We start from the raw sequence: 22,822 nt of genomic DNA on the forward strand, positions 1-22,822 counted from the left end.
GCGGGGATTCTTCGTTCCTTAGAATGACAAACCGTTATGGTTAGTTTCTAAGAAAGTGTAAAAATATTTCACGCGAAGTAACCCCAATCTTGTCATTCTGAGGAACGAAGAATCTCCACGATCATCACCTGTAAAGAAATGTAAAAGCCAATCTTTGTCGAGCTGCTTGCGGGGATTCTTCGTTCCTCAGAATGACAAACTGTACGATGACAAAGAAAACAATAAAACCGCGCAAACCCGCTAAACCCGTAAAAACCCGTGGGCATTACTCTCAAAACCAATCACAAATTAACCATTAATCATTAACCATAACCATTAACAATCAACCATTAACTACATTGCCTGACGTATCTCAACGTTTCCGCCTAAATTCAAAACTGGGCAACCTTGCGCGATTTGGGCGGCTTCGTCATAATCTTTGGCTTTGATGATGATTAATCCGCCAATAGATTCTTTGATTTCTACAAAAGGTCCGTTTGTGATGCCTTTTGCTTTGCTTACTATTTTGCCTTCGCCGTCCCAGCGTTGCAAAGGTCTTGCGAGTTTATCCTGAGCGGCCAAACCTCCAAACCAGTTTTGCCATTGTGCTAAATGTTGTTGTAATTCTTCTGGTGAAGGCTGATTTTCTTTGGTTAAAAAATCTCTTCTGAATATTAATATGAATTCGTTCATTGTTTATTTTTTATATGTTTTATTTTAATATTTTTTCACGCAGATTTAAAAAAGATTTAATCAAATTCAAAAATGATTCTCCAATTAAAATCTGCTCAATCTGCCAAATCTGCGTGAATATTTTCTTTATTTTAAACACATAGAAACATAGTTTATATTCTATGTGTTCAATATTTTTCACGCAGATTTAAAAAAGATTTAAGTAGATTCAAAAATAATTATTCAATTAAATCTGCTCAATCTGCGGAATCTGCGTGAAATATTTTATTTTATTTTAAACACATAGAAGCATAGTTTATATTCTATGTGTTCAAATATTTTTCACGCAGATTTAAAAAAGATTTAAGCAGATTCAAAAATGACTATTCAATTAGATCTGCTAAAATCTGCCAAAATCTGTTTGAATCTGCGTGAAATATTTATTGTTTTAAAAATTATATTCTATGTGTTCAAATATTTTTCACGCAGATTTAAAAAAAGATTTAAGCAGATTCAAAATGATTATTCAATTAAATCTGCTAAAATCTGCCAAAATCTGTTGAATCTTCGTGAAATGTTTTTTGTTTTAAGAATTATATTCTATGTGTTCAAATATTTTTCACGCAGATTTAAAAAAGATTTAAGCAGATTGAAAAATGATTATTAAATTAAATCTGCTCAATCTGCCAAAATCTGTTTGAATCTGCGTGAAATATTTATTGTTTTAAAAATTATATTCTATGTGTTCAAATATTTTTCACGCAGATTTAAAAAAGATTTAAGCAGATTCAAAAATGATTATCCAATTAAATCTGCTCAATCTGCGGAATCTGCGTGAAATAAAAAAATCTTTACAATCCTTTAATCTGTTGCTAAAGTTTAATAAAATAGTAAAGAAGCTGTTTTTTATATGAGATATAAATTTAGTGTTTTACATTAGATAAAAAACAGCCGTATTTATTTATCCAAATTGTCCCACTCTGTACGTTCCGGGCGTGTTAGGAAAAGCAAGATTAAAACGATTCCAAGTGTTGATTGTGGTGATTACCAGCGTAAGATCGATTAATTCCTCGTCTGAGAATTCGGTTTTTGCAATGGCATACACTTCATCATGAACCTCACAAGCCGTTACAGCTTCGGCCCAGGCAAGTGCTGCTCTTTCTCTTGATGTGTAATAAGGAGTTTCTCTCCAGGCACTTAAACCAAATAATCGTTGCGGAGTTTCGCCGGTTGCCAAAGCTTCTTTAGAGTGCATGTCTAAACAATACGCACAACTATTAATTTGTGATACTCTAAAATCGACTAAATCAACTAATGATTTTTCAAGTCCTGATTTTTTGATATAACCGGTAATGGCAAATAAAGTACTTAAAGCTTTTTGACCTTTTTCGAATGCATTAATTCTAGTTTCCATAATGTATAATTTTAATGTTATACCCTAATGACAACCGAACTTTTAATATTGGACAAATTTTTGAAAAAAAATATAAAAAATCTTGAAATAATTTTAAAACCCTTGATTTTAAAGGGATTATTAATTTATAATTAAATCTATATTTTTTGAATAGTTTGATAACGAAGGTTTACCATTAAAACTATTTGTCATTGTCCACGGTATCAGTTTTCCGTTTTCGATGATTTCTTTTTTAGAATAAACAAGGCTAAAATACATTTCTAAATCATCCGGGTTTTTGGGTATACCTTTGTTTTTTGATTCTTCGGGAATATCTTCATAATAATATCTGGATTGCTTTAAAACCGGATATTTATTTAGTAAATAATCGTTTAAAGTTAATGATGGACCATCGCCTTTGTATAAATCTGATGATAGTATTGGAGTAATAGTCAGGCTTTTTATATTTTGTTTTAAGTTTTGATATTGGTCTGATTTCATAGAAAAATCTCCTTCCTTTAAATTATCTTTTTGAGACAACTGTCTGATAACCGAAAGTCGGACATAATCGCCGTCGATTTCAATTACTTTGAATATAAAATAATATTTCTGGTAGCTTTGGCTTCCGTTAATGCCGGTTTCTTTACTAAAAATAAAGCTTCCTACCTGCAATTGATGTTCTTCGCTATTAATGGCTTTTTTCCACATATAAGGTTTGTAAACCTTTTGTTTCAGAAAATAAAAAACAGCAAAAACGATAACGGCAACGAGAATTATTTTTTTCATTTGTTTTGAAAGTAGGAGCGAAGTGGTTTCTACAAATATCTGCAAATTCTCTTGATAATCGAAAAAAAAAATATTAAAACCACTCGTTAAACCCGACAGGTTTTCAAAACCTGTCGGGTTTGCCAAAGATTGTGTTTAAAAAATTGTTTCAGGTTTATCACACAGCTTGCGAACTTTGTTTCTATAAACATCTTCCTGATAAAAAAACTTCGCGACTGCGGTAAAAATTACAAAGTAATTAACTTAATTCAAATGAATAAGCTGCGGTCCAAATTCTTCATAAAATATGTTTTCCTGATGTACATTTAAATTGATAAGAGCTTCATATTGTGCTTTTATAAAAACCTCAGGTCCACAGATATAGAATCTTGCGTTATCTAATAAAATAGCCTCTTTACATTTATGAAGATCAACGCGACCTTCAATGATTTGGTTTGAATCATCTTCAGGATTGTCTAAAGAATCATAAAAAGTAAACGTTTCCAGCCATTTTGCTTCTTGTTGCAAAGCATCAATTTGATCTTTAAAAGCGTGAACGGATTCATTTCGGCAACCGTGAACCCAGACTGTTTTTTTATTTTGAATAGCATTCAGATTCGTTTCCAGCATACTCAACATTGGCGTTAAACCAACACCGCCGCTAATTAAAACCAACGGATTTTCGGAATCTTTTTCTAGGTGAAATAATCCCGCCGGAGCTGAAATCGAAATAACATCGCCTTCGGATTTTGAATGAAGAGTTTTTGAAACCAGACCTGACGGATTAGAACCAATTCCGATTTCTTTTTTTACAGAGATTCTATAAAATTCAGGATTAAAAGCACTCGATAAACTATACTGTCTGGGTTGTAATAAACCTAATTCCGGAACAAAAATGTGAACACTAATAAATTGACCGGGATAAAAATTGGTAATTTCTTTTCCGTCTTCCGGATAAAGATAAAACGATTTTATTTCGCTCGATTCGTCCGTTATTTTTTTGATTACAAAATTTCTCCAGCCATTCCAGCTTCCTGGTTTTGCAGCATTTTCCTGATATAATTCTTTTTCAAGATCAATCATAATTTGTGCAAGTTCATAGTAAGCGGCAGTCCATGCTTCCAGAATTTCGGGCGTTGCAGCTTCTCCAACAACTTCTGCAATAGAAGCGATTAATTGTGTTCCTACGATTTTGTACTGTTCCGGTTGGATATTCAGACTTCGGTGTTTGGTTCCTATTCCTTTTAAAACACCAATTAATACGCTTGGATCATCGATATTTTCGGCGTAAGCCAAAACTGCATTTGCCAAAGCTGATTTTTGCCTTCCGTTTGCCTGATTTCCCATGTTGAATATATTCTTTAAATCAGGATGATACTGAAACATTCTGGAATAAAAATAAGTAGTAAGGTCTTCGCCGCTTGATCTTAAAATAGGAATTGTCGCTTTAATAAGTTCTTTTTGATGTGGATTCATTTTTGAATAATTTGGATTGAATTTGAGTTTTTATAAATGACGACTACTTGTCAGCATTTATTTTTACAAATTTAAATCCGTCATAAAGCTCTATTTTATGATTCAAATCATAAGGATCAAATTAAAATGATTCTCAGGTTTCAGGTTTGAAATGGAAATTAAACAAACATAGGAGTTCGAAAAGTTTAAAGATAAAGCTTTGCGAATTCTGTGTTTTATAAATGCAATCCCAGTAAAAAAATCTTTGTGGACTTTGCGTTAAAATCTACACAATCCCTCTCATTTCAAACCTGAAACCTGAAACAAACAAACTATTCCCTTTTCAATTGAAGATGTTCCAGAGTTTTTCCCACCAAAGTTTTCGTTCCAACAACTTTAAAACCTAATTTTAAATACAATTTCTTTGCGTTTGGGTTTTCCTCTTCCACCAATAAACCTAGCGTTTCGTTATATTTCGTTATATATTCTTCAATTAAAAATTGCAGCAATTTTGATCCAATTCCCTTTCCCTGATGATTTGGGCTTACGCCTAAAGCATCAATATAAAATTCTCCACGTTCAGTTTCATCTTCAGGATTAAAATCGGGATTAAAATTCAGGCGTACATAATCAATAACAGGTTGTCGTAACTCATGCAATCTTCCGCCTTCATAAACAGCAACAGCGCCTAGAATTTGATCATTTTCCTCGGCTACAAAACAATTTTCATAGGAATATTGATTCTTTTCTGCCCCAACAAAATGGAGCACAAAATAATACGCTGTTTTCGGATTTCTTTCACCAATGAATTTATAGATAATTTCGTCCATTGCCAGTAATAAATATTTTGCAATAGTTTCTGAATCTTCAAAAGTTGCTTTTCTAATGATCATGATGTTTTTCTTTTTTGGTACAAAATTACAGTAACTTTTAAATATCAGTAATTTTCATTGAAATAATTAGGTAATATATTTAGATTTTAATTAAAATATGTTGAATAAGGATCTTCTTAAAAAATAAGTTAATATGTTTATAGTCAGGTAATTATTTATTTTTATATGTCAAAAAAATGCTAATAAACATTGCGATTTTTTTTTAGTTAAAACCAAAATTCAAGACGTTATTATTTTTTATAAAAGTATTAATTTGTACATCTAATACTACTTTTTTAAGTTTGATTGTTGATAACTTATTTTTTTGGAAAGTAAATTTACAAGGCGTTCTTCTGTTGATAAGTCTATTTAGATTTATTTCAAATAACTGATGTTACGACTGTTAGGCGATATTTTATAGCTGTTGATAAAAGTAATTTTTTTATTGCTTTTCAAATGATTTTGCCTGTTGATAATTGTGCGGATTTTTAACACCAAAACGAAGTCAAAAGAAGAACTGTGAGTTAATTTTGTAATGATGAAAATCTCGCTAAAATCCCCCAAATTAGCGAATCATTTTATTTTCAATAAGTCACCATTTAATACTATATATATGTCTATTTTCGATAAAAGAATTAATTATAAACCTTTTGAATATCCAGAAGTATTACAATTTACTGAAGCCATAAACAAAGCGTACTGGGTTCATACTGAAGTTGATTTTACTGCTGATACTCAGGATTTTCATTCTCATTTAAATGCTGCTGAAAAAACTGCAATCAAAAATAGTTTATTGGCAATTGCACAAATTGAAGTAGCTGTAAAAAGTTTTTGGGGAAACATTTATGAGCATTTTCCAAAACCGGAATTCAACGGATTAGGAAGCACTTTTGCCGAATGTGAGTTCAGACATTCAGAGGCATATTCACGCCTTTTGGAGGTTTTGGGATACAATGATGAATTCGAGAAACTGATGGAAATTCCTGTAGTCCGAAAACGTGTTGATTATCTTTCAAATGTTCTTAAAGATACCAAATCACAAGACAATAAAAAGTATGTGGTTTCACTGATTTTGTTCAGTATTTTGATCGAAAATGTATCACTTTTTAGTCAGTTTGCGATTTTATTGTCGTTTACAAGATTCAAAGGATACATGAAAAATGTAAGTAACATTATTGCATGGACTTCGATTGACGAACAGATTCACGCAAATGGCGGAATTTTTATCATCAATAAAATACGTGAAGAATTTCCTGATTATTTTGATGAAGAAACTTTAGCGCTTGTACGTGAAACAGTTAAAAATTCTATTGATGTAGAAGCAGATATATTAGACTGGATATTTGAAGATGGTGAAATCGAAAGTATCAAAAAAGCAGATTTGGTAAACTTCATGAAATTCAGAGTAGATGAAAGTTTGACTCAGATAGGCATTGATACCATATTTAATGTTCCTGCAGATGATTATAAAGCAATGGCATGGTTTGAAGAAGAAGTTTTTGCCAATAGCCTGGATGATTTCTTTGCAAAAAGACCAGTAGAATATACTAAACACGACAAAAGTATTACGGCAAACGACCTCTTCTAAAAAGCAAATTACAATTATGAGTACAATAGATACAATTTCAGGAAAAAGTCTTCCGTTAAGTGAAGCAGATAATAAAATGTGGTGGAAAAACTCTGAAAGTGAGCAAATTTTAAATCGTGGTTATCTTTTAAAAGGCGAAACTGTAGAGGGTGCAATTGACAGAATTTGTACCGCTGCCGCAAAAAGATTGTACAAACCCGAATTAAAAGAGTCTTTTGTAGAAATGATCGAACGCGGCTGGATGAGTATTAGTTCACCCGTTTGGGCTAATATGGGAACAGAACGCGGTTTGCCAATTTCTTGTTTTAATGTTCACGTTCCTGATGAAATTGAAGGAATCACACATAAATTAGGAGAAGTAATCATGCAGACCAAAATTGGGGGAGGAACCTCAGGATATTTTGGAGAATTACGCGAGCGTGGAAGCGCCGTAACTGATAACGGAAAGAGTAGTGGAGCAGTAAGTTTCATGAAACTTTTTGATACAACAATGGATACTATTTCTCAAGGTGGCGTTCGCCGGGGAGCATTTGCGGCTTATTTAGACGTGGATCATCCGGATATTGAGGAATTTTTGAAGATTAAAAGCATTGGAAATCCAATCCAGAACTTGTTTACAGGAATTTGTGTTCCTGATTACTGGATGCAGGAAATGATTGATGGTGATGCAGATAAAAGACAAATCTGGGCAAAAGTATTAGAAAGCCGTCAGCAAAAAGGATTGCCTTATATCTTTTTTACGGATAATGTCAATAAAAACAAACCACAAGTTTATAAAGACAAAAATCTGCGCATTAATGCGAGTAATTTGTGTAGTGAAATCATGTTGCCATCAAGCGTTGATGAATCGTTTATTTGCTGTCTTTCATCAATGAACCTGGAACTTTATGAAGAATGGAAAGATACCGAAGCAGTAAAATTAGCGATCTTTTTCCTTGATGCCGTATTACAGGAATTCATAGAAAAAACAGAAGGTAATTATTACCTTTCGGCAGCGAATAGGTTTGCTAAAAGACACCGCGCACTTGGACTTGGAGTATTGGGATGGCATTCGTATTTACAAAAAAATATGATTCCGTTTGAAGGACTTGAAGCCAAAATGAAAACAACCGAAATTTTCCAGCATATTAGTGACAAAGCCGATAAAGCAACACAGGATTTAGCCCGCATTTACGGCGAACCGGAATTGTTGAAAGGATACGGAAGACGTAATACTACAACAATGGCAATTGCGCCAACAACTTCATCATCGGCTATTTTAGGACAAACATCGCCTGGAATTGAACCTTTTAGCAGTAATTACTATAAAGCCGGTTTGAGCAAAGGTAATTTTATGCGCAAAAATAAATACCTAAAAGTTTTATTAGAAGAAAAAGGTCTTGATAACGAGGAAGTATGGAGAGAAATCATGCTAAACGGCGGAAGTGTACAACATATGAGCCAGTTGAGCCAAAATGAGAGAGATGTTTTTAAAACCTTTAAAGAAATCAGTCAGTTAGAGATTATACAACAAGCATCAATTCGTCAAAAATTTGTAGATCAGGGACAAAGTATCAATTTAAATATCCCATCTGATTTACCAATCAAAGAGGTAAACCGTTTGTTAATTGAAGCTTGGCAATTAGGAATCAAAAGTTTGTATTACCAACGCAGCCAAAGTGTATCAAAAGAACTTGTTGCAAGTTTGGTTACTTGCAGTAGTTGTGAATCATAATGTAAATAGGCTGTCTTTTTTGGACAGCCTGTTTTTTTTGGGTTTTTGCCCACGGATTTTACGGGTTAAACGGGTTTTACGCGGGTTTTAAAATTATTTTTTTCCTTGTTTTGTTTTTTTTACCAACATGTAACTCCTAAAGGAGGAACGAGGAATCTCATCAAGTAGCTCGACAAAGATTGTCCTTCTTTTTACCCAAAGATTTTAGGATAAACCGCCAAGTGTGTCATTTCGAGAAACGAGAAATCGCATCCAAAATTTGACAACAGTTCGCATAAAGCTTGTGTGATCTCTCCTGCGTCGAGATGACAAGATTGGGTTTTATCTTTACAGAAATATCAAAACTTAGATTTCAGCCTGCTCAAAGTTTCCTGTGAAATATTAATATACGACGCCACAATTTTATTAGGCAATCGTTTTACAATTGCAGGATTTATTTTAAGCAGCCATTGGTATCTTTCTAAAGCATCCATTGTCGTAAACGACATCAGGCGATTGGTATTATTAACATATGCTCTTTCCAGATAACGGCAATAAAACTCCATCCACTCCGGTATAATTTTGATGAGATGATTAAAATCTTCGTGACTAATATATAAAAGTTCAGATTTTTCGATCACCTGAATATATTCTGTAGAAGGTAATTTAGTAATAAAACTCACTAATGCCGTCGCCAGTTGGTTTTCGAAAGCAATATATCGCGTAACATCTTTTCCTTCTTCATTAATAAAAAAGATTCTCAAACAGCCTTTCCCCACAAAATAAGTATGCTGACTCGTTTGCCCTGCCGAAAGCAAAAGGTCGTTTTTGCCTTGTTGTAAAGGTTTAAAACAGGACAAAATCGTATTGAGATTTTCATCAGAAACCTCAATACGATTTTTTATATAATCACCAAGTTGTTCGTATAACATCGTTTATTTATAATCTCGCACGAATTTGCGGTAATAAATAATATCTTCTATAGATAAAACTACCAGATCGTGTTGTTCTGCAAAGCTAATGATTTTGTCAAGTTTAGCCATACTGCCATCTTCATTCATGAGCTCGCATAAAACAGCTTCAGGTTGTAAATCCGCCAGTTTCATCAAATCAACACTGCCTTCCGTATGTCCGTTACGTTCCAGAACACCATTATTTTTGGCACGTAACGGGAAAATATGTCCCGGTCTTGCCAGGTCAGATGCCTGGGAATTTTTTGCTGATGCCGTTTTAATAGTTGTAAGTCGGTCAGCTGCAGAAACTCCTGTTGTAACGCCATTTTTAGCTTCGATTGTAATCGTAAACGGAGTCTGAAAACTACTCGTATTTTCCTTCACCATATAAGGTAATTCCAGTTGATCTGCTTTTTCATTCGTCAGGCAAAGGCAGACAATTCCGCTGCATTCGCGTATCATCATTGCCATATTTTGAACCGTCATATGTTGTGCCGAAAAAATCAGATCACCTTCATTTTCCCGATTTTCATCATCGGTTAATAAAATACCTTTTCCGTTTTGTAAATGTATTAAAGCGTTTTCTACACGTTCTGTGCTTGTTAAGCCAAATTTTTCCAATGGATATATTAGTGTGTCGATCATTTGTTTTTGGATATTTTTTTAAATTAATAAGCAGCAAAGCTAAAGTTGTTAAAGATGCAAAAGTTTGATATAGGTCAATAAAACGCGTATTTGATTTTTTTTAAAGGCTTTGTTACTTTACATTTGCCACCGCAATGGTTTGGCTATATTTTTTCGAATGTAGCTGACGAAGAGGGAATCAGGTGCAAATCCTGAACAAGCCCGTTACTGTAAGTTCCATGCAACATTTTGACAGATTTGATGCTTTTTAAGTGATCAATCTAATCTTTTGCCACTGCATTTTTAATGTGGGAAGGCCTATCAAAATGGGAATAAGTCAGGAGACCTGCCAATGCAAATAATTTCAGGCTTTCGTGGACCAGAGCTTTGAGACAACACGAATATCAAACTAATATTTGATTTTAAATTTTCCGTAAACTGTTTAGTTAAACAGGATATTTTGTTATGCATTTTTGTGATAGTCATTATCGCAAATCGCATGATAAATTGCACTTGTTTATCTGGATGGCAGCATGAATTTGTGCATAAGATATTTCTTAAAAGGATTGTAAAGATTCTTTATAAGAGAGTTATGTTTAATAAACAGTTGCATAAAAAGGGAATTTAAAATTGAAAGTTATTAGCGAAGATATTCATGGCATTTTGCCTTTTTAAGAAAAATAATCAAAACTAATAACCCTTAAAATTCTAAAACATGAAGAAAATTTTACTTGTATTGTCAATTGTCCTGCTTTTGTCAGGCTGTTATAAAGACGACATTAATGACCTTAAAGATGATGTCAATGACTTGAAAAACAGAATGGCACAATATGAAAACTTGCTTGACGTACTCAATAAACGCCTTTATGTGGTAAGTTACGAAACTAAGGAAGGCAGTTACGTCATTACAATGAGCGACGGCACTAAATTATCAGTTCGAAATACATCATCATTTATAAAAATAGGCGAAAATGGCAATTGGTGGATTGATGGCGTTGACACCGGAAAATCAGCAAAAGGCGATAAAGGCGAATACGGTTCAGATGGAAATAATGGTTCAAACGGATCAAACGGATCAAACGGTACAAACGGATCCAATGGCGAAAAAGGCGATTCTCCAAAAATTGCCATTGGAAGTAATGGAAACTGGATCATAAATGACGTCGATACCGGAATGTCGGCATCTGGACAAAAAGGAAGAGACGCGGCAGAAATTACGGCTGTGGCTATTGCCAATGGTATTATGACTTTTACATTTGGTGACGGTCGTACGATAAGTATTGTTGCCAGTCCGCCGGAAATTGCAATTTCAGTTCCTACCGGAGGTTTTACGATTGCTAAAATGCAATGGTTCAGAGTTCAGCCACAATTAACAAATGCTGCAGGAGCAACTTACAAATGGTTGGTAAACAATGAAGAAGTGGCAACTTCTACCGATTTATTTTCGGTATTTGCAACACCGGGAACTTATAATGTTGAGTTTAAAGCGAAAAATGGAGTAGGTGAAAATACTAAAACTTTTACTTTGGTTGTAACCGATAAAACCTACCTGAATAAAATTACGCAGGTATTTGACTTTTTGCCTGCGCCGGGACAATTTACAAATTCATTGCCGGCTGCAACAGCCACAGATACTGACGAAACTATGCGTGTAAAAGCTGAAACTGCTTTAACAGCAGGAAGTATGGTAAGTCTGGGAGGATTTGGCGGATATGTACAATTTGGTTTCGACCATACAATCGTTAACAAGGACGGAAATGACTTTGTAGTTTTAGGCAACGCCTTTGCAGATTGGGCAGAACCCGGAATTGTAATGGTTTCCTACGATGCAAACGGGAACGGAAAGGCAGATGACGAATGGTTTGAAATTGCAGGTTCAGAACATGGAAAAGCAACAACAATCAAAAACTACGAAATGACGTATTACAAGCCGGATGCAGAACCTGCAAACGCAAACGAGCCTAATTATATTCGCTGGACAGATAATCAGGGACAAAGCGGGTATATTTCTAAAAATACGTTTCACAAGCAAACCTATTACCCAATGTGGAAAAGTTCTGGTACAATTACTTTTAAAGGAACTTTCCTGAAATCAAATATCTATGATAAATCCGGAACCGGAACCAATTGGGGAAATCCTGCGTATGATTGGGGTTATACAGACAACTGGGCAAATGCCGATGTAAGAGGACAAATTGATATTAATTGGGCTGTAAATGCTAAAGGAGAATCGGTAAAACTAAAAGGAATTGATTTTGTAAAAGTCTACAATTCTAATCGTGCCGAAGGTGGCTGGTTAGGAGAAGTTTCTACAGAAGTTTCAGGATTTAAAGATTTGAATTTACCATAATTTAGATTTTATCTTAAAGAGAATCAATAAAAAAGCCTTTAAGTCATTTGATTTGAAGGCTTTTTTGTATAACAAAACCCGAAATTTAAACCCATTCAAGAAGTGTTTTAGTATCTATAACCTGAGCAAATTCGTTGTGCAAACTCGCCAGAGATATTTGATGCACTAACTCCGAATCAAATTTTTCACCGTTGATTCCAATTCGGTCAAAAGTAGCCGTTGCATCAGCAATTAAATACACTTCATATCCTAGATTTCCCGCCATTCTTGTTGTTGTTGAAACACAATGATTCGTTGTAAGACCAACAATTACCAGTTTATTAATACCCAGATTATCCAGTTGTTGTTGTAAATCTGTTCCTATAAAAGCGCTGTTCACATTTTTTGTAATTACAGTTTCGCCATTAATAGGTTTTACTTCGTCCTTGATTTTAAATCCGGGATGCGAAACGTGAAGTCTTGAATCTGGATGTACAGAACTGTGAACGATATGAAAAACAGGTAATTCAAGCGATCTCCATTGTTCCAGAATCTGAGCCATTTTCAGTTCAGCATCTTTATTATTTCTGTTGCCGCCCCAAATATCTTCTTCATTAAAACCTTTTTGAACATCAATTAAAAGTAAAGCAGCATTTTGGTTTCTAAGTTTCATCTTTTTATACATTAGATTGTTAGCTAATCGTTGGCTTTAATGTTTAACATGTAGAAATAGGTTCAAAATGTTTAAAGAGAAGATATTAAAATAATCAACTATGTGTGTTTAAATAAGTGAAATACCTACTTTTAAAATTAAGAAAAAATCTATGTTTCTATGTGTTTAAAAAAGTCTCAACGTTTTTATCATTACAAATGTACCTCTGTAACAACAACCGAAAAAGGACAAAAGATAGTCGTTTTAAGACAGCTTGTTTTTAATAGCACTTGGCAATGCATCTAGATGAGTTTCAAGAAGAATTCTTAATTGTTTAGAAGTTTTGTAACCGCACAAATGGGCGATATGCTCAATTTTATAATCGGAATTCATAAGCAGACTTTTCGCTTTTTCGATTCTGAGTTTCGTTCGATATTCTGCGATAGTTATTCCCGTTTGTTTCTTGAAAATTCGGGTTAGGTTTCTGGGACCAACATGAACCAATTCAGCCAAAAAATCAATTGTTGAAGTTTTATCTAAATTCGAAATAATCCAATCCTGAATCCCGTGAATCTTCTCGTCATGATGGTTTCGGTTTTGCAAATAAACACTTTCCTGTTCGTCATTTCCGTGTCTTCTTTTATAAACCACCATTTCTTTGGCAATTGTCGAAGCAGTTTCCTTGCTGTGTCGTTCCTCAATGATATACAAAGCAAGATCAATTCCCGTTATGATTCCCGCGCTTGTATAAATGTTTCCGGATTGCGTGAATAAGGTATTCTTTTGAGTTTTTGCAAGCGGATATTCCTTTTAAGTTTATCGACCAGTTTCCAGTGTGTCGTACATTCTTTATCGTTTAAAAGTCCGGCTTTCGCCAAAAGAAAAGCGGCGGAACAAATGCTGCAAATCGTAGTCTGATTGGCACTTATTTGCTGAAGCCACGTAAAAAACGAAGCATCTTCACCATCCAGATCAATTTGATGCGTGCTGAATCCGGAAATAAAAACAAAATCATTTTCCTGCGGATTTACTTTTGAAAAGTGCGTCAGCGAAGCCAATTCTAACCCCGACGAACAAATCACAGAAGCTGTGCTGCTTATAAACCTAATTTCATACTCAAAACCCAAAAGTTTCGCCTCCTGAAAAACCTGCAAAACCCCACTCAAATCAAGAAGTGTGACTTGTTGCGGAATGTAAAAGTAAACGTTTGCGATTGGTTTTGTCATGGGGTCGAATGTCTTATGCAATCATTATGAATGACACAAAAATATAGTATTAATTCCATTTTTAAAGCTTATGAAATTGGGTGAGTTACCACGATAGAAGATGCATTCACTAAAAACCGTATTTATACGGGTTATAATTCATTGTTAAGTACTATCGAAACTAGAGAATTCAAAATTAATATGATTCAAAATTCTAATGATAACGAGATTATCGCTGTTATTTTAAACTTTCTTCTTTCAATTTATATAGAGTAAGCCGTTGGGTGTAATTATTTTAAACACATAGTCCCGATAGCTATGGGAGTATGTGTTTAATTGAACTTTTATTAGTTACAACAAACTGATTTTACAGAGTAATAATTATTTATATCCAAAAGTGAGAAATTTACCCTTATATTTGATTATTGTATGAAAAATAGTATACATTAGCATAAAATAGAAAATATCTTATTTTTTATAGAAAATAAAAATAACGCCAATTTCAATTGAATAATATGAGTGGAGAAAAAATAGCATTTGATTCTGGTTTCAGTATAAATTTTGGTGCATCAAACCAGAAAAGAGTTTACGGATTTTGTTATGAAAGTTTTGAAAATGATATACTGAAAAACCAGGTGCATTACGAAATTGAAATTGCTTTTTTACAGGATGATCACGGGCGCAATTCCATTTTTGAAATCAATAGAAACCAAGTGTACGTTAACAATAAAACTTCTGATTCAAAAATAAAAAAAATTGCAGAAAGAGCTTCGCAGGCAATTTTTCCTCTTCGTGTAAAAATGAAAAGAAACGGTAAACTTGAAGAAATCCTTACCATGAATGCCATAAAAAAGCGTTGGATTATTGCTAAAGAAGAGATTCTGGAAGGATATAAAGGCGAAACAATTTATAAAATCATTCATAAAATAGATACTGTTTTCCTGGATGATGATTTATTGAAGGAATCCATTTGCAGGAATTGGTTTTTCCACTTGTATTTTAAACCTTTTTATGTCGAATATAAAGAGAAACTGAGATGTAAATTTATTTGGGATTCGCCCATATTTGGTAATCAGTGCATAAAATATGGTGTTGTTCATACCATACAAAAAGATTATGATAACGATGACAAAATAATCATCAATGCTGACGGTATTGGTATTGACGAAAGAAGCATTGAGGAAATAATGGAAGGTTATGATTTTCCTAAAAATGATTTTGTAGATCAAAGTGCTGAACCGGTAACATCTCAAATGCTTGTTGATTATAAATTATATAAGGAAGACCGCAGTATTTTTTCGGTTACGGGAACTTTTGAAACCAAAATAAACCAAAATAAACAACATAAGATTCAGGTAGAAATATATCATTTTGCTGATACAAGTTCTTTTAGGCCGTGGAGTGATTTTGCCGCTAAAGAAAGCCAAAGAATATTTCAATCCTACCAGAAGTTTGATGACGATGATGACGACATTATTGATATTGTAGCCGCCAGCAGAATAAGGCAGCCCGAATTGCCAAAACGCGAAATGATTTTGGGACCACCGCGAGAACGCATTGAGCTTTATATTCATGAAGAACCTGATTTATCAACTAAAAAAGGCTTTTGGAATAAAATGAAATCAATTTTTAAAAAATAAATAATAACGATAATATAAAAAATGGATAAAAAACATTTTGTAGTACAAGGAGCGGTTTGCCAATGCAAGTTCAGTGAAAAAAATCAAACTGATATTTTGCAGGTAAAAACGCAATCGAGACATTTTGCCAATGACAGCGAAGGGGTAAAAAAACTTATTGCGACTGATAAGGAAATTGGACAATGTATGCAGAAAAACACTTTGGGAAACTGTAAAAATCAACCTTCGGGAAGCACTTTTTTACTTTGTGTAGTTGACGTAACAGAATGGAAGGATGTTAAAAAAAATGTAACCTATTCAAATCAGGGCAAAGCATTACTTGAAGATAGTAAAGCCACTTGCAGAAAGGGATTGCCAAATTGTATCACGATCAAAAATCACGGGCAAACTGCTGAACTTACTCAGAAAGATGTTCAAAAGAGTGATCCTGAGATATTAGCCGAAATACTTCCGGGAGTAAATTTTAGCGATTTAGATGATGAAGTTTTAAAAATAAACAATCAACACAATGAGTAAAAGTTTACATATCAAACCCAGAGAACCATTTGCCAAAAGCGAAAAATGGAATAGCGCTACAGGATGCTTAACGCTTGCCAAAGCAGGAGCATTTACTGTTGAAATTCAGGAATTGAAAGGTTTTCTGGATGATGTTAAACACCCGAAACCGGATCATGTTAAAAGACTAAAAGAAGAAGATTTTGATAAACTGTCGTCTTGGGACAAGAGCACTTATAAAGCTAATATGAAGGTATATGATAAGCAGGAACTTTTTTATGAACATAGTGTTCAACAAATAAGGAATGGTGTACAATGGTGCTGGCAAGTTGTAGGGAAAGGTTTGGCAGGAAAAACGATGGAACATAACGAATCTTTTAGTTACGGAATGCCGCGTGATTTTTTAAGGCAAATACGATTTCCTAAACTGCTGGAAGGAGGAGGACTTGCGTGGTTAGAAATTTTTACCGAAAATGATCCCGCGACCGGAAAAAGACCACACGGAATATTTGTTAACGCAACAGGAACGCCCAAAATTATTGCTGCCGAATGGCGCGATCACACAGGAAATTTAATTACCGAAGATATTGCTTTTGGTTCTACCGTTTACCTGCACATTTATACTGAGGCTTTGTACTACCAAAATATAAACATTCAGCTTGTCGATGATGGCTGGTTTACTAACACAGATTTAACGCCAACGCCCAGTGACGAAGATGGTGATCCTATACAAAAACTCGATCCTAAAGCATTAACGCAATTTAAACGTCAGGTAAATACACATCCATACAATACAACCACAAAACCTCCCGCAGGAACCATAACCGACGCTTTGATTTTTGATAAAGGAAAAGAACAAATATCAGCAGGAAATGTACAAAAATGCGTGTTCCCTATATTTATTGAACATGCCTGGCAGTTTCAGGCAAAAGGTGATTTTAAAAGCGGTAATTCATTGAGCATAAAACCTATTGTACATCACTCAAAAATTGAAAATCAGGAAAAAAAATTAAATGATTGTATTTTAAAAATATCAGTAAACGGGGCTCTTAAAAAAGGAGAATTAACGGGAAACAATCCTTTATTACTTGGCGAAGCTGAAAAAGGCGGTGCGCCGGAAGATCAAAAAAAGATTGATTTTACGTTTGGGGTATTTATTGATGGGACAAATAATAACAAATACGATACAACTGCACGCTTAGATTGGGAAGAAAGCAGGATAGGAAGAAAAGCAACTGATGAGAGACCTTTTACGAGTGATGAATATCTAAAAGTATATGCCAAAAGCGAAGATGAACTGACTAAAAAAAATAAAGAAAAATATAAATATGGGCAGGGCAGTTATGAAAATGAGCTTTCTAACGTGGCAATTTTATTTGAAAATTATTACAAAGATGATATAACAGTTTTTAAAATATATACCGAAGGTATGAATACGAATACATTAGGTACGGAGGATCCAAAGTTGATTAAATACAAAAAAGATGATATTATGATGGGAGCTGTTTTTGGTACCGGAAACTCTGGTATTGTAGACAGGGTTCGCAGGACTATAGAACAAATGAGGGATAAAATTTTACAAGGTTTGGCAAATAATGAAAAAAAATTGATTCAATAACAATTGATGTTTTTGGCTTTAGCCGTGGAGCAGCTGCGGCGCGTCATTTTGTTCATGAAATTACATTACCATCGTATTATACTGATGTAAACCGCGACCGTTATGGTCGTAATATAGATGCAAAATATGCCAATACACGAATGCCCTCAAATGGTCATTTAGGGTATTTGCTTACAGAAGAAGGAATAGAATTTAACCACTTAGTTATTCGGTTTGCCGGATTGTATGATACAGTTGCGCATCATGGTTTAGTCGAATTTAATGATATAAAAGATTTAGGACTTAACTCGATCAGCAAAGCAAAACATATAGTACATATGGTAGCTGCCGAAGAGCATCGTGCAAACTTTAGTTTGTCGCCTATTATTAAGAGTCAAAATCATATTGAAATGTATCTGCCCGGTGTACATAGTGATGTTGGAGGCAGTTATACCGAAGGCAGACCAGAAGGAATTGCAAAAGGTGTAGCACCAGATCCTGACGACGAACATGTCTTGGCGACAGATTATTGTGATAATGCATTTGCGAGTTCCAGATTAACTCAATTTAAAAATACACTTATAGACGAAGGCTGGTTTAAAGCCGATCAAATTGGCATTCGCGATGCTTACAACAAGCCTTATAAGTACAATTCCAGCAGTAGCTCTTTATACGATACTCAACAGCTGGTTTCGCAACGTGCTTATGTCAGTAACCAATATAGCTTTATCGCTTTGCATATGATGTGTAATTTCGGAATAGGAAAAGGTGTGAAATTTGATTTTAAAAAGTTGACAGACTCGAAAGATTTCAAAAAAAATATTTTTTCCGAGCATATGACTTTTATCAATAAAATCAAAGCTTATCTGGAAGATTATGCTTTAAAAGTAATTGCAAATCCACTCGACAAAATTGAGCATGAAATACCAAAAGAGGACATGAGACAACTCCGTAACCATTATTTGCATTATAATGCTACAGTTGGTATTGTAAATGCACCGGCGCCTGAACGAAACAGAGGCATTATAAAGTACTAATATAAAAACTATGAAAAATAAATTAAATATGATAATGCTATTATGTGTAATACTATTATCCTGTAATAAAGAAAATGATATGAGCAATAAAACTGATTTTAGTTGGGGAACTTCTGTAACATCTGTTAAGGATTATCCTATAGAAGTACATAAAGGTTTTCTTGCAACCAAAGATGAATTTATAACTGCACTTCATAAGGCAGGTACAGAAGACGATGGTTGGAATGTAGATGGACAAGGATTAGGTGGTGGCAATATTATACCCACAATGCTTTCGCTCACATGGGTAAGTTATGCGGAAAAGAAATTTTGGAATATTGAAACTGCAATAGACCAGGCTACTCAAAATAAAATACTAGCCTTATTTCGTGAAGGTTTTTATAACTGGGATCGTGTAAAAGAACAACCCAAACATGATACTTACAACCATATTACTATTGCCGTTGCTCCGGGAGGTATTGTGGTGCTTTTTATAACAGGAAACGCACATCGAGTAGAAGTAGCTAGATATCAGGCTAAAGAAACCTTTGTAAATGTAAATGCATTTTACGATAATCCTCACGAACATACTCAGCAACAATTTTATGATAGGTTATTTGTAATAACACTCCCGGAATATTTACAAGAAAAAATTGCTAAATCAGGCATTCCTTATGGTATTTGGGACATATATCGTAAAAAATACAATTGGCGTTTTCAAACTTTTTTTTACAAGGAAGATACTTTAACTGATATATATGTTGGCTACATTAATGGTGAATCTGATTATTTTAATGACGATGAATTAAGTAAAAAACTATTCAGTCAAGCTGCATTACCCCTTAATATTAGATTTTATTTTAAAATTTATAATGGTGAAGCAAAATTTGATGAAGAAGAAATTGTAGCGGCTTTTAAAAAAATGAAAAAAAACCATCCTGACAAAAATATTGAAATAGAAGCCAAAGTTGGTTTTATGTACAAAACGACAACATTTATAGTAAAATGTGAAGGAGAGGAAATTCCGTTACAAAAAACGGTTGTAAAAATGTATAAGAATTAACTATTACTCAAAATAAAATCTTTCACTAAATAAAATTAAAAAATGAAATTACTTATCTACGCTTGTGTTTTGATAATTACAAGCTTTACAAATTTACATGCTCAGTTCGTTGGTTATTATTCTTTGAAGGATGGCGGTGTTGATATTCAAAGTTCCACTTTGTTTGTTTTAGCAGACCATACTTTTATGGTATTCTATGTAGGCGGAAATCCATTGCAAGGCACTTGGATTGAAGAGGCGAAGGATAAAATTAGACTAGAAACAAGTACAGAAAACAAATCAGTTTTTAGTGTTTATGCAATTTCGGGCAATCAAACTAAAAAGAATGTACAATTTAGTCCTAATGAAAAACTGAACCTTTTTGTTTCTTTTTCAAAAGATACATCTAAACAACCAATTTACAAATCTTTATTTGATGAAAATTGGAGTTGTCTGGATAGAAATTTTGAAACAAATATTCCAGATAAAAATGGCGAATTAATTTTAGTTTCTCCACAGAAAGATGCAGATCTTTTTGATGAAATAAAATATCCTGTCACTTCAAATGCATATACTTTTAAATTATCAGATAAATTTTCTAATTATAGAATATTTATTGATGGAAATGTAAAAAAGCCTTTTAGACTGGGAATTAAGAAAAATAAAAAGGAATATATAATTCAAGAAATCAATGGATCTAATCCTCGCTTAACAGAAAGAAATGATTTAACACAGCGTATTCTTGAAAAAATAAGCGATGCTTTTATTCCTTGGCAAATGAATGATCTAAAGCAAAAAGGAATAAAAGTTCAATTATTAAATCCTATCAAAGTTGAAAAAATAGAATTAAAGAAACCAATATCAAAGCCTTTGTTTGTGGCAAAGTGTGAATAATTGTTTTTAAAAAAAAAATAATTTATAAATCAACTAAAAAAACAAGATTATGAAAAAAAATATAATTTTTATATTATTTATAATGAGCCAAATAATTTGTGCTCAAGTTCAAGATGGTACAAGAGTAAAAGTAACTCCAGGAGGAATAATTAAGGCGGATCCTGAAGTAAATATTCCTATTAAAAAAATTATATATAATTCAGAGGATGTTGAAGTCAAAACCGATTTTCCGAATGGGATTAATGAGTTTTATAAATTCTTTAAACAAAATTTTGTAAAACCAAGTGAAGTAGAACTAAAAGGAAAAATTTATCTTTCATTCATAATAAACGAAGATGGTTCTCTCACAAATATTAAATCACTTAGGGATATTGGTTACGGTACAGGACTAGAAGCAATCAGAATCTTAAAATTATCACCAAAATGGATTCCCGCCCAACTAAATGGAAATAAAGTTAAATGTCTATATTCTTTAGTTGTTCCTATTGAATAAAATATTTAAAAGCCCATTATACACAATTTGTAATGGGCTTTTTATTGTTCTAATTCTCAAAATAATTGAATTATTATATGCTTTCACTAAATAGCGCATTTATACGTGTTGCTCAGTTTTTATTTATTGGTATACTTGCTTAAAATAAACTTTAATGATTATGGATTTCCGTAAAGTGCTTGATTATTAAATGTTAATCTTTGACTTAAATACGATTATGCATTTGTAAAAAGATTACAGCTATTATAAAAATATAAACAAGTAATATAAAAAAATATGATTTTAGATAAAATTGTAATACATGAATTAAAGAAAGAAAGTGAAAGTAATAAAGTTGAATTAATATTTTCTGATGAATTACTACCAAATGATGATGATTCAACAGCTTTGTTGATTGCACTTTCTGCAAGTTATAAAAGTGACAAAATTTTATATGCAGTATTTGATGATTCGGAAGGGAGATATTTTCCTGAAAAATTTAACGACTATAAAGATTCTACCAGACAAAATCAAAATTTCATTGATTTTACTAGACAAGTTATTGGAAATCTTGAAACACTAATTTCACCTGTTACATTTGCAACAGGAGGGTATTTTATTTTTGCGGAATATATTGAAAATGGGAATAATTTCATATCTGTTTTTCTAATTCGTGACGTGGAAGGAAAAATATTGAAAAAAACAAAAAATTCTTTTGCTATTCAAACTGTAGAATATATTGATACAAAAAATTTAGCAATGGCTTGTAGAATAAATGAAAACAGAATAAATGATAGAGAAATTAATTATCTTTCTTTCATTCAATTAAGACAAAAAGAGGTATCAGAGTATTTTAAAAGTTGGATATCTATTAAGCAGCTTGAAAGTAGTGCAGAATATACTAAAACTTTATATACAATTATTTCACAGATAGAACCTCCAAAAGATCCGGAAACGAATATTGAATATGATTTACAAACATTTAGAGATTTAGTATATAACTATGTTTCCAAAATTCCAAATAAGACTGTAAATATTAAAGATTTAAGTCAATATTTTTATGAAGATAATGATAAAGTTTCAAATTTCGCAAATGAAAAAAATCTACAAATTGACACTGAATTTAGATTTAATGGAACTCAACTTAAAAAATTCATAAAAGTTGAGGTAAATCGAGACGGAATCAATTTAAAATTTTCAAGAGGTATTTTAAACGAAAAAGTTAGGTTTTCTGATCATAACCCAAATCAAATAATAATAGAATCAGAGAGTTTTGCTAAAGCACTAAGAAATCAAATTAACGATTAATGATAGAAAACCATAATAAAATATATCAAATTTTTAAAAATTATAAGTTTAACCCGTTGGGTGAAATTAAATTATTTGATTTTTAATATTATTAATTGGTCTGTCAAATATAAATTTGTTAATATATTGAACCAATGTAAGTGCTGCTATTTTTGCTAATATTCTTGTTTTAAAACCT

The 22,822-nt window shown here is 33.0% G+C and carries 21 protein-coding genes, 1 pseudogene and 1 riboswitch; of the genes and pseudogenes, 11 read left to right on the top strand and 11 right to left on the bottom strand.

The window, feature by feature from the left end:
• Window positions 1-333: 333 nt before the first annotated feature.
• The 5 genes from KHA90_RS14140 to KHA90_RS14160 form a co-directional block, all read right to left on the bottom strand.
• Window positions 334-672, bottom strand: coding sequence for a YciI family protein (locus tag KHA90_RS14140; RefSeq protein WP_213301370.1), 339 nt, complete (start codon window positions 670-672; stop codon window positions 334-336).
• Between the two features lie 940 nt (window positions 673-1,612).
• A complete protein-coding gene (locus KHA90_RS14145; protein ID WP_213301373.1) occupies window positions 1,613-2,065 on the bottom strand; it encodes a carboxymuconolactone decarboxylase family protein in 453 nt (150 codons plus the stop codon).
• A 120-nt stretch (window positions 2,066-2,185) separates the two neighbouring features.
• Window positions 2,186-2,830: a hypothetical protein gene (locus tag KHA90_RS14150; protein WP_213301376.1), complete on the bottom strand. Its 645-nt coding sequence runs from the start codon at window positions 2,828-2,830 to the stop codon at window positions 2,186-2,188.
• A 243-nt stretch (window positions 2,831-3,073) separates the two neighbouring features.
• Complete coding sequence (hmpA, locus tag KHA90_RS14155) at window positions 3,074-4,285, bottom strand: NO-inducible flavohemoprotein (RefSeq protein ID WP_213301379.1); 1,212 nt, start codon at window positions 4,283-4,285, stop codon at window positions 3,074-3,076.
• A gap of 311 nt (window positions 4,286-4,596) precedes the next feature.
• The gene (locus KHA90_RS14160; protein ID WP_213301382.1) at window positions 4,597-5,157 is read right to left on the bottom strand and encodes a GNAT family N-acetyltransferase; all 561 of its coding nucleotides are present in this window, start codon (window positions 5,155-5,157) and stop codon (window positions 4,597-4,599) included.
• Window positions 5,158-5,749: 592 nt separating this feature from the next.
• On the opposite strand from KHA90_RS14160, the gene KHA90_RS14165 reads away from it, so the two are divergent.
• Window positions 5,750-6,724: a ribonucleotide-diphosphate reductase subunit beta gene (locus tag KHA90_RS14165; RefSeq protein WP_213301385.1), complete on the top strand. Its 975-nt coding sequence runs from the start codon at window positions 5,750-5,752 to the stop codon at window positions 6,722-6,724.
• Window positions 6,725-6,740: 16 nt separating this feature from the next.
• Window positions 6,741-8,438 (top strand): ribonucleoside-diphosphate reductase subunit alpha, encoded by a 1,698-nt coding sequence (locus KHA90_RS14170; protein ID WP_213301388.1) that lies wholly within the window; start codon window positions 6,741-6,743, stop codon window positions 8,436-8,438.
• A 338-nt stretch (window positions 8,439-8,776) separates the two neighbouring features.
• Here KHA90_RS14170 and KHA90_RS14175 read toward each other — a convergent pair whose 3' ends face one another.
• Together KHA90_RS14175 and ribB are read right to left on the bottom strand one after the other, a co-directional pair.
• On the bottom strand, window positions 8,777-9,349 hold the full coding sequence (locus KHA90_RS14175; protein ID WP_213301391.1) for a Crp/Fnr family transcriptional regulator: 573 nt from the start codon (window positions 9,347-9,349) through the stop codon (window positions 8,777-8,779).
• Between the two features lie 3 nt (window positions 9,350-9,352).
• Window positions 9,353-10,015 (bottom strand): 3,4-dihydroxy-2-butanone-4-phosphate synthase, encoded by a 663-nt coding sequence (ribB, locus tag KHA90_RS14180; RefSeq protein ID WP_213301407.1) that lies wholly within the window; start codon window positions 10,013-10,015, stop codon window positions 9,353-9,355.
• Window positions 10,016-10,133: 118 nt separating this feature from the next.
• A riboswitch (cobalamin riboswitch) is annotated at window positions 10,134-10,362 on the top strand.
• 347 nt (window positions 10,363-10,709) lie between these two features.
• Here ribB and KHA90_RS14185 point away from each other — a divergent pair.
• Window positions 10,710-12,344 (top strand): PKD-like domain-containing protein, encoded by a 1,635-nt coding sequence (locus tag KHA90_RS14185; RefSeq protein ID WP_213301410.1) that lies wholly within the window; start codon window positions 10,710-10,712, stop codon window positions 12,342-12,344.
• An 85-nt stretch (window positions 12,345-12,429) separates the two neighbouring features.
• Here the strand turns inward: KHA90_RS14185 and KHA90_RS14190 are convergent, their stop codons facing one another.
• The 3 genes from KHA90_RS14190 to KHA90_RS14200 form a co-directional block, all read right to left on the bottom strand.
• A complete protein-coding gene (locus KHA90_RS14190) occupies window positions 12,430-12,996 on the bottom strand; it encodes a cysteine hydrolase family protein (protein WP_213301413.1) in 567 nt (188 codons plus the stop codon).
• A 243-nt stretch (window positions 12,997-13,239) separates the two neighbouring features.
• Window positions 13,240-13,686 carry a helix-turn-helix domain-containing protein gene (locus KHA90_RS14195; protein WP_213301416.1) on the bottom strand — a complete coding sequence of 149 codons (447 nt, stop codon included), beginning with the start codon at window positions 13,684-13,686 and terminating at the stop codon, window positions 13,240-13,242.
• Between the two features lie 17 nt (window positions 13,687-13,703).
• On the bottom strand, window positions 13,704-14,201 hold the full coding sequence (locus KHA90_RS14200) for a DJ-1/PfpI family protein (protein ID WP_213301419.1): 498 nt from the start codon (window positions 14,199-14,201) through the stop codon (window positions 13,704-13,706).
• A 494-nt stretch (window positions 14,202-14,695) separates the two neighbouring features.
• Between KHA90_RS14200 and KHA90_RS14205 the strand changes: the two genes are divergently transcribed.
• The 8 genes from KHA90_RS14205 to KHA90_RS14240 all read left to right on the top strand — a co-directional run bounded on the left by KHA90_RS14205 (window position 14,696) and on the right by KHA90_RS14240 (window position 22,644).
• Window positions 14,696-15,820 (top strand): hypothetical protein, encoded by a 1,125-nt coding sequence (locus KHA90_RS14205; protein ID WP_213301422.1) that lies wholly within the window; start codon window positions 14,696-14,698, stop codon window positions 15,818-15,820.
• 21 nt (window positions 15,821-15,841) lie between these two features.
• Entirely contained in the window at window positions 15,842-16,336 is a 495-nt protein-coding gene (locus tag KHA90_RS14210) for a PAAR-like protein (protein ID WP_213301425.1), read from the top strand.
• On the top strand, window positions 16,329-17,933 hold the full coding sequence (locus KHA90_RS14215) for a hypothetical protein (RefSeq protein ID WP_213301428.1): 1,605 nt from the start codon (window positions 16,329-16,331) through the stop codon (window positions 17,931-17,933). The genes KHA90_RS14210 and KHA90_RS14215 overlap by 8 nt, the downstream gene beginning before the upstream one ends.
• 2 nt (window positions 17,934-17,935) lie before the next feature.
• Entirely contained in the window at window positions 17,936-18,949 is a 1,014-nt protein-coding gene (locus tag KHA90_RS14220; RefSeq protein WP_317197396.1) for a phospholipase effector Tle1 domain-containing protein, read from the top strand.
• Window positions 18,950-18,959: 10 nt separating this feature from the next.
• Complete coding sequence (locus KHA90_RS14225; RefSeq protein ID WP_213301431.1) at window positions 18,960-19,991, top strand: DUF2931 family protein; 1,032 nt, start codon at window positions 18,960-18,962, stop codon at window positions 19,989-19,991.
• A gap of 42 nt (window positions 19,992-20,033) precedes the next feature.
• Window positions 20,034-20,864 carry a hypothetical protein gene (locus KHA90_RS14230; protein ID WP_213301434.1) on the top strand — a complete coding sequence of 277 codons (831 nt, stop codon included), beginning with the start codon at window positions 20,034-20,036 and terminating at the stop codon, window positions 20,862-20,864.
• 49 nt (window positions 20,865-20,913) lie between these two features.
• Window positions 20,914-21,357 carry an energy transducer TonB gene (locus KHA90_RS14235; protein WP_213301437.1) on the top strand — a complete coding sequence of 148 codons (444 nt, stop codon included), beginning with the start codon at window positions 20,914-20,916 and terminating at the stop codon, window positions 21,355-21,357.
• A 276-nt stretch (window positions 21,358-21,633) separates the two neighbouring features.
• Window positions 21,634-22,644 carry a nucleoid-associated protein gene (locus tag KHA90_RS14240; RefSeq protein ID WP_213301440.1) on the top strand — a complete coding sequence of 337 codons (1,011 nt, stop codon included), beginning with the start codon at window positions 21,634-21,636 and terminating at the stop codon, window positions 22,642-22,644.
• Between the two features lie 66 nt (window positions 22,645-22,710).
• On the opposite strand, the pseudogene KHA90_RS14245 reads toward KHA90_RS14240, so the two are convergent.
• Window positions 22,711-22,822, bottom strand: a pseudogene (locus KHA90_RS14245) (IS982 family transposase); the annotation flags it as partial.

Origin of the sequence: Flavobacterium psychroterrae (genome assembly GCF_018380615.1) — a bacterium.
GTDB lineage: Bacteria > Bacteroidota > Bacteroidia > Flavobacteriales > Flavobacteriaceae > Flavobacterium > Flavobacterium psychroterrae.